General features: G+C 74.3%; 5 protein-coding genes. All 5 read right to left on the bottom strand.

Translation table 11 applies throughout. The features are described 5' to 3' along the window. Window positions 1–55: 55 nt before the first annotated feature. Entirely contained in the window at window positions 56–1,345 is a 1,290-nt protein-coding gene (gene eno / locus E4P41_RS07680) for a phosphopyruvate hydratase (RefSeq protein ID WP_135140309.1), read from the bottom strand. A 423-nt stretch (window positions 1,346–1,768) separates the two neighbouring features. Beyond that, the gene (locus tag E4P41_RS07675) at window positions 1,769–2,473 is read right to left on the bottom strand and encodes a polysaccharide deacetylase family protein (protein WP_209307584.1); all 705 of its coding nucleotides are present in this window, start codon (window positions 2,471–2,473) and stop codon (window positions 1,769–1,771) included. A 377-nt stretch (window positions 2,474–2,850) separates the two neighbouring features. Then, on the bottom strand, window positions 2,851–3,768 hold the full coding sequence (locus tag E4P41_RS07670) for a MazG family protein (RefSeq protein ID WP_135140308.1): 918 nt from the start codon (window positions 3,766–3,768) through the stop codon (window positions 2,851–2,853). A gap of 4 nt (window positions 3,769–3,772) precedes the next feature. Further along, window positions 3,773–4,765 (bottom strand): peptidyl-prolyl cis-trans isomerase, encoded by a 993-nt coding sequence (locus E4P41_RS07665; protein WP_167760964.1) that lies wholly within the window; start codon window positions 4,763–4,765, stop codon window positions 3,773–3,775. A gap of 84 nt (window positions 4,766–4,849) precedes the next feature. Then, on the bottom strand, window positions 4,850–8,440 hold the full coding sequence (gene mfd, locus E4P41_RS07660) for a transcription-repair coupling factor (RefSeq protein ID WP_209307583.1): 3,591 nt from the start codon (window positions 8,438–8,440) through the stop codon (window positions 4,850–4,852). Between the last annotated feature and the right edge of the window lie 124 nt (window positions 8,441–8,564).

The following is an 8,564-nucleotide window of genomic DNA, read 5'->3' as shown; positions in this document are numbered from 1 at the left end:
CGCGCCCGGTCCGCCGCGGCGGCCGCGCGCCGCGCTCATCGGCAGGCGGGACCGGTCACTCGCCGGCCGCCGCGCCCAGCCGCGGGAAGGCAGCCGCACCGGCGTAGCGGGCGGCGTCGTCGAGCTCCTCCTCGATGCGTAGCAGCTGGTTGTACTTCGCCACCCGCTCGCTGCGCGCCGGGGCACCGGTCTTGATCTGCCCGCAGTCGGTGGCGACGGCGAGGTCGGCGATCGTGGTGTCCTCGGTCTCGCCGGAGCGGTGGCTCATCATGCAGCGGTAGCCGCTGCGGTGCGCCAGGTTCACCGCGTCCAGCGTCTCGGTCAGCGTGCCGATCTGGTTGACCTTGACCAGCAGCGCGTTCGCGGCCTTGCGGGCGATGCCGTCGGCCAGCCGGGACGGGTTGGTGACGAAGAGGTCGTCGCCGACCAGCTGGACGCGCTCGCCGAGGGCCGAGGTCAGCGCGATCCAGCCGTCCCAGTCCTCCTCGGACAGCGGGTCCTCGATCGAGACGATGGGGTAGGCGTCGACCAGCTCTCGGTAGTAGTCGGTGAGGTACTCGGCCGAGCGGGTCTGGCCCTCGAAGTCGTAGCCGCCGTCGGCGTGGAACTCGGTGGCGGCGACGTCGAGGGCGAAGGCGATGTCCTCGCCCACGGTGTAGCCGGCCTTCTCGACGGCCTCGGCGATGAGGTCCAGGGCGTCGCGGTTGCTGGGCAGGTCGGGGGCGAAGCCGCCCTCGTCCCCCAGGCCGGTGGACAGCCCGCGGCCCTTCAGCACCGCCTTGAGGGCGTGGTAGGTCTCGGTGCCCATGGCCAGCGCCTCGGCATAGGTCGCACCCCCGATCGGGGCGATCATGAACTCCTGCACGTCGACGTTGCTGTCGGCGTGGGCCCCGCCGTTGAGGATGTTCATCATCGGCACCGGCAGCAGATGGCTGGCCGGCCCGCCGACGTAGCGGAACAGCGGCAGGCCCGCGGACTCGGCGGCGGCCTTCGCGACGGCGAGGCTGACCCCGAGGATCGCGTTCGCGCCGAGGCGGGACTTGTCCGGCGTCCCGTCGAGGTCGAGCAGCCGCTGGTCGACCAGGCGCTGCTCGCCGGCGTCGTAGCCGACGAGCTCGGGGCCGATCACGTCGAGGACGCCGTCGACGGCCTTGGTGACGCCCTTGCCGCCGTACCGCTCACCGCCGTCGCGCAGCTCCACGGCCTCGAAGGCGCCGGTGGAGGCACCGCTGGGCACCGCGGCCCGCGCGATCGTCCCGTCGTCGAGGGCGACCTCGACCTCCACGGTGGGGTTTCCGCGCGAGTCGAGGATCTCCCGCGCGCCTACGGCGTCGATGCTGGGCACGGGGGGCAGCCTAACCAGGTGCCGCGGAGGTCCTCGTCAGCCGCGCGTCACCACCCGGAAGACTCTTCCGAAAGGGATCCGGCTGGCAGGCGGGCCGGTCCTCCGTGCGGCCGCAGGAGCCCACGTATCGCCCCGGTGAGGCCCGACGAGCGGTGCGGCCGGACGGTGCGAGGACGGGAGGAGGACGTGCCCTCCCCGCACGTGACCGGCCAGTGCCGGATCGAGGCTGCTGTCCAGGTGGGCTCCATCGGGGACAGCAGGCAGCTGGACAGCAGGCAGCTGCACGGATGCTGCGGCACGTCCGGGTCCGGGGCTGGCAGCCCACTCCAGCTGTCCGCCCCGCGGAAGGGGCGATGGTCAGGGAATGGATTCGAGGGGGACGTGTCGGTCCACTCGTCCATCACCAGGACGGCCGTGCCGCGACTACGACAGGTAGTCGGACACGTGGACGAACCGGAATCCCGCTCGCGCCAGCCTCGGCAGCGCGGTGGCCACGCCCCGGGCCGTGCCGCTGCCGGGCTGGTTCATGTGGCACAGGACGATCGAACCGGGCGCCGCGGACTCCAGCGCAGCCGCCACATCCTGCGGTGCGAACGTCGCCCCGGCGTCACCGTTCACGTCGAAGTTCACCACCGCTTCTCCGAGATCCCGCGCGATCCGCACGGCGACGTCGTCGTGGTGCGCCGTCCCCGAGCGGAAGAACCTGGGTGCCACGCCGGTCACTCGGGTCAGGTTCTGATGGTTGCCGAAGACCTCGTCGTAGACCTCGCCCGGGTCGGCGGTCCCGGTGATCCCGTACGCGGACCTGCCGGTCACCGACAGCGGCCGGTGCTGAGTGCCATGGTTCGCGATCTCGAACAGTGGCTGGCGGGCCAGCTCCGCTGTGACTGCCGGATGGGCGCGGACCCATCGATCGTTGAGGAAGAGAGTGGCCGGGGTCCGGGTCGCCCGGAGCACGTCGATGAGAGCGGCGTCGTAGCCGCTTCCCCGTGCGCCGCCGCATGCGTCGAAGGTCAAGGCGACGACGCGCTCCTGCGTGGGCAGCCTGTTCACGACCCCCGGCACGTCGAGCCCCCATGCGACGGGTGCCACTCCGGCGTAGCGGGCGACGATCTCGGCCCGCGTCACCTCACCGGCCGCAGGCTCGGCCGTCCTCGCCTCGGCGCTCGGCTGCGGTGACGGTGGATTCGGCGAGCCGCTGCCACGCGGGCGAGAGCGGTCGCCTGCGGTCGGAGGGCGCTGCGAGGAGGGTTCCGCCGGCGAGGTCGAGCACGACGCCAGGACACCTCCGGCCGCGATCCCGAGGAACGCTCGTCGGCTCAGCTGCCGGCCGGACAGCGCGTCCGGCTGCCTCCCCCCGACCAGGCGCCGACCCAATCCTCGCCTCTCATCTCCCCGAGCGGACGCGCCCCTCGAGCCGGCCCGCGCTGCACGAGGACCATAACGGCACTGTCCGCGTCACCGAAGCGCCGGCCAGGCGCCCGGTGGTCGAGCCGGTGGTGAGGTCATCCCTCCCGGCTGTCCTGCGCGGCGGCGTCCAGCTCGCCGGCGTAGCGGCGGACCGCCTCGCGCAGCGCGTCCTCGACGTCCCAGCCGCGCCGCTCCGCGGCGCTCACGACGGCGAGCAGCCGCTCCCCCAGCTCCTCCGGACTGGCCGAGGTCAGCGCGGCGGGCTCCGGCGTCGACAGGCCGGCGCGGGCGGCCCGGCGCATCAGCGCCGCACCCCACGACGCCGCGGGCTGCGAGCGCGAGACCCCTTCCGTCGGCGAGCGCCGCTGCTTCTCCGCCTTCTTGATCTCCTCCCAGCCCGCCTCCACGGCGGCCACGTCGCGGGGACCGGCGTCCCCGAACACGTGCGGGTGCCGGCGGACCAGCTTGTCCACCAGGTCGCCGGCGACGTCGTCGACCGTGAAGCGGCGCCCCGGCCCGCCCTCCGCGGCCACCCGCGCGTGGAAGACGACCTGCAGCAGCACGTCGCCGAGCTCCTCGCGCATCGCGGCCGGGTCGTCGTCGACGATCGCGTCGTAGGCCTCGTGCGCCTCCTCGAGCAGGTAGCCGCGCAGCGAGGCGTGCGTCTGCTCGGCGTCCCACGGGCAGCCGCCGGGCGAGCGCAGGACGTCCATCACCTGCACGACGTCGAGCAGCCGGGCGCCCGGAGGCACCGGGACGCCGTCGACGACCTCACCGGCGTCGACCTCGGTGCCCGCCGGCACCAGGGCGACCACGCTGTCGGGCCGAGCGGCGGCGGCCGCGGCGTCCGGGACGTCGTCCACCGCCCAGCCGGCCGCCCGCAGCGCCTCGGCGGTCGGGGCCGCCCCGGGCAGGGCCACCACCGGGCGGCCGCCGGACAGCGCCTGCCAGCCGGCCGGGCCCAGGAGTCCCGGGAGCGAGGGGTGGACGGCGACGGCGAGCGCGACGGGCACCCGGTCAGTCTCCGGCAGCCGCCGGAGCGCTGCCGCCCGCCTCCTCGAGGATGTCGACGGCGCCGCCGTCGGCCGGAACGATCGCGCCGCCCTCGATCGTGCCGAAGCGGGGGTTCACGGTGACGTCGACGTCGGCGCGGACCTCGGCGACCAGCTCCTGGGCGGCGGAGTCGACCTCGGCCCGGGCGGCCTCCTCGAGCTGGGGGCGGACCTCCTCGAAGCTCGGCACGACCGGCTCGCCGACGAACACCACGACGACGCCGGGCACGTCGGGCACGGTGACCGCGGTGGCCGTGTTCGGCGCGGCGGCCGCGACCGCGTCGGCCAGCGGCGGCGGCACCTGGTCCGGCGATCGCGGCACGACCTCGGGCAGCGTCGTCGGGCCGGGGTACTGCGCGGCCAGCTCGGCGTAGGCGGCCGGGTCCGCCTCCAGCGCGGCGACCGCGGCGTCGGCGGCGGCCTGGTCGGGGACGGTCACGAAGCCGAGGCGGACCTGCGAGAGGGAGGGCAGCGCCTCCTCGTAGTCGGCCCGCAGCTCCTCCTCGGTGAGGCCACCGGCGAGCCCCTCCGCCTCGGCGAGCCGCTGGCGCAGCAGCTGCTGGCGGACCGTCTCGAGGATGTCGGCGCGTCCTACCCCCTGAGCAGCGGCCTGGGCGTAGAGCGCCTCGGGGTCCTCGCCGCCGAGCAGCTCGGTCAGCCGCGCCTGCACGTCCCCGTCGTCCACCGTGACGCCGTACCGCTGCGCCACCAGGTCGTAGAGCTCGGCCTGCACCAGCCGGGTGAGGACCAGCCGGGTGAACTCGTCCTCCCGGCCCTCGGTCGCCTCGGCCAGGGCCGGGTCGTCGAGGCGCGCCTCGACCGCCGCATCCAGCTCGTCGACCGTCACCTGTTCGTCGCCCACGTAGGCCGCGACGTTCGGGTCGGTCCGGCAGCCGGCCAGCCCGGCGAGCGCGACCAGGCCGGCGGCCAGCGATGCGGTCAGGCGACGCGTCTGCACGGTTCGGAGGGTGCCACATCGGGCGGAACGCACGGCGCAGGCGGAGTCGCTCGAGCGCGGTTTCCGCGCTCGAGCGACTCCGCATCAGGACGCCGCGGCGACCGGCTGCTCGAGGACGGCGGACAGCAGCGACTGCAGGTGGTCCAGCAGCGCCACGTCCCGCAGCGGCGTGCGCCGGTCCGGGCCGACCGGCACCTTGAGCGAGATCGTGTCGGCGGCGGCCTTGTACGTGGCGCCGTCGGCCAACCGGGCCAGCCGCATCTGCTTGGACTCGGGCAGCGGCACGGGGCTGATCCGGATCGCCCGGCCCTGCATCGAGACCTCGGTGATGCCCCACCGCCGGACGGCGGCCCGGAAGCGGGCCACGGCGAGCAGGTTGAGCACCGGCGCCGGTGGGGTGCCGTAGCGGTCGGTGAGCTCGTCGAGCACCGCCTGCGCCTGCTCGTCGGACTGCACCGAGGCGACCTTGCGGTAGGCCTCCATCCGCAGCCGCTCGCCGGGCACGTAGTCGTGCGGCAGGTGCGCGTCGACCGGCAGGTCCACCCGGACGTCGGCCGGCTCGGCCGGGGGCTCCTCGCCGGCCAGCTGCGCCCGGTAGTCGGTGACCGCCTCGCCGACCAGCCGCACGTAGAGGTCGAACCCGACCCCGGCGATGTGCCCGGACTGCTCGCCGCCGAGCAGGTTGCCCGAGCCGCGGATCTCCAGGTCCTTCATCGCCACCGCCATGCCGGCGCCGAGGTCGGTGTTGTGCGCGATGGTGGTCAGCCGGTCGACCGAGGTCTCGGTCAGCGGCCGGGAGGGGTCGTAGGTGAAGTAGGCGTACGCGCGCTCGCGGCCCCGGCCGACCCGCCCGCGGATCTGGTGCAGCTGGGAGAGGCCGAAGGTGTCGGCGCGGTCGACGATCAGGGTGTTGGCGTTCGGGATGTCCAGGCCGGACTCGACGATCGTGGTCGCCACCAGGACGTCGTACTCCTTCTCCCAGAAGCCGACCATGATCCGCTCGAGCTCGGCCTCCTTCATCTGCCCGTGGCCGACAGCGACGCGGGCCTCGGGCACGAGATTGCGGATCTTGGCCGCGGCCTTGTCGATCGACTGCACCCGGTTGTGGATGACGAAGACCTGCCCGTCGCGCAGCAGCTCGCGGCGGATCGCCGCGGCCATCTGCTTGTCGTCCCACGCGCCGACGTAGGTCAGCACCGGGTGCCGCTCCTCGGGCGGGGTGAGGATCGTCGACATCTCCCGGATGCCGGTCAGGCTCATCTCCAACGTGCGCGGGATCGGGGTGGCCGACATCGACAGGACGTCGACCGCCGTCCGCATGGTCTTCAGGTACTCCTTGTGCTCGACGCCGAAGCGCTGCTCCTCGTCGACGATCACCAGCCCGAGGTTCTTGAACCGGGTGGTCGGCTGCAGCAGCCGGTGGGTGCCGACGAGGATGTCGACCTCGCCGTCGGCCAGTTCGCGCAGGATCTGCGTGGTCTCCGCGTCGGACTGGAAGCGGGAGAGCACCCGTACCGTCACCGGGAACTGGGCGACCCGCTCGGAGAAGGTCTTGTGGTGCTGGTTGGCCAGCAGCGTGGTCGGCACGAGGACGGCGACCTGCTTGCCGTCCTGCACCGCCTTGAACGCCGCCCGGACGGCGATCTCGGTCTTCCCGTAGCCGACGTCACCGCAGATGATCCGGTCCATCGGGACCGGGTTCATCATGTCGGTCTTGACCTCGTCGATCGCGGCGAGCTGGTCGGGGGTCTCCTGGAACGGGAAGGCGTCCTCGAGCTCGCGCTGCCAGACGGTGTCCGGGCCGAAGGAGTGCCCCTTGGTCGCCATCCGCGCCGAGTACAGCCGGATCAGCTCAGCGGCGATCTGCTTGACCGCCCGGCGCGCCTGCCCCTTGGTCTTCTGCCAGTCGGCGCCACCCAGCTTGGACAGCGCCGGGGCCTCCCCGCCGACGTAGCGGGTCAGCTGGTCGAGGGCGTCGGTGGGGACGAAGAGCCGGTCCGGCGGCTGGTTCCGCTTGGACGGCGCGTACTCGACGATCAGGTAGTCGCGCTGCCCGCCGTTGACGGTGCGGCTGACCATCTCGAGGTAGCGGCCGATGCCGTGGTGCTCGTGGACGACGAGGTCGCCGGGCTGCAGCTGCACCAGGTCGACGGCGTTGCGCCGGCGCGCCGGCATCTTGGTGGCCTCGCGCATGGTGGCGCCGCGCTGCCCGGTGAGGTCGTGCTCGGTGATCAGCGCCAGCCCGACGCCCGGGAAGGCGAACCCGGCCTCCAGGGTGCCCTGGGTGACGTGGGTCAGCCGCGGCTCGAGGGCCGCGGCGACGTCGGGCACCAGCCGGGTGCCCAGGTCGGCCTCGGTGAACTGGTCGGCGGCGCGCTGCGCGGGGCCGGGCCCCGCGAAGGTCACGGCGACCCGCCAGCCGTCGCGGGACCAGGCGCGCAGCTGCTCGATCGCGCGGGGGACGTCGCCGGAGAAGCGCTCGACGGGAGTCGCGTCGAGGGTGACGTGCGTGTCGTCGACGTCGTCGTCACCCAGCCCACCCAGGGTGAAGGCGCCGGTCGTCCACCACGGCAGGCCGCGGCCGCGGGCGGCGGCCTCGACGTCCTCCAGCGACCGGAACGACGAGGCGCCCAGGTCGAGCGGGGCCTCGCCGGCCTCCGCGGCGAGGTCCCCCGCGGCAGCGGATGACCATGCGGCGGCGAGGAACTCCTCGGCGGTGCGCACCAGGTCGGCGGCGCGGCTGCGCACCCGCTCGGGGTCGCAGACCAGGACGTGGGTGCCGGCCGGCACCAGGTCGGTGAGCAGCTGGAGGTCACCCTCGATGAGGGCGGGCGTCAGCGACTCCATGCCCTCGACGGCGATGCCCTCGGCCAGCCTGCCGAGGATCTCGGCCAGGCCGGGGTGCTCGGCGCCGAGCGCGGCCGCGCGCTCGCGGACCTCGTCGGTGAGCAGCAGCTCGCGGCACGGCGGCGCCCACAGCCGGTCGGGCCGCTCGTCGAGGGAGCGCTGGTCGGCGGCGGAGAACCAGCGCAGCTCGTCGACCTCGTCGCCCCAGAACTCGACGCGGACGGGGTGCGGCTCGGTGGGCGGGAAGACGTCGAGCAGCCCGCCGCGGACGGCGAACTCGCCGCGCTTCTCGACGAGCTCCACGCGGGTGTAGGCGGCGTCGGCGAGGGCACGGGCGACGTCGTCGAGCTCGGCGGTGTCCCCGGGCCGCAGCTCGACCGGAGTCAGGTCGCCCAGGCCGGGGGCCAGCGGCTGCAGCACGCTGCGCACCGGCGCGACGAGGACGTCGACGGCGCCGTTGACGCCGGGGTGGGTCAGGTCGCGCAGCACGGCGAGCCGGCGGCCGACCGTGTCCGCGCGGGGGGAGAGCCGCTCGTGCGGCAGCGTCTCCCACGCCGGGAAGACCTCGGTGCGCCGATCGGGCAGGAAGCAGCGCAGCCCTTCTGCGACCGCGTCGGCGTCCCGCTCCCCCGCCGTCACGACGAGGACGGGCACTCCTGCCCCACCGCGCTCTGCACCCGGCCCACCCCCAGCCGCCAGCGCGGCCGCGACCAGCGGCTGGACGGACGGCGGCGCGGTGACCGCCAGCTCGGCGTTCCCGGCCGCGGCCACGACGCGGGCCATGCCGGGGTCGGTGAGGACGACGTCGAGCACGCCGCGGAGGGTCACGAAGAGGTCTCCCGAGGTCTGCGGCCACGCACGTCGCGCCGGGTGCGCGGGGGGCCTGTGCCCACGTTAGTCCCGGGCGCCAACAGCTGCCCGCGTCCCGGCGGGGAAGGCGCCGGTGAGCTTG

This window comes from Geodermatophilus sp. DF01-2 (assembly GCF_004571065.1).
Taxonomy (GTDB): Bacteria; Actinomycetota; Actinomycetes; order Mycobacteriales; family Geodermatophilaceae; genus Geodermatophilus.
Note: the sequence above shows the minus strand (reverse complement) of the source record. Positions and strands in the feature narration are given on the sequence as shown.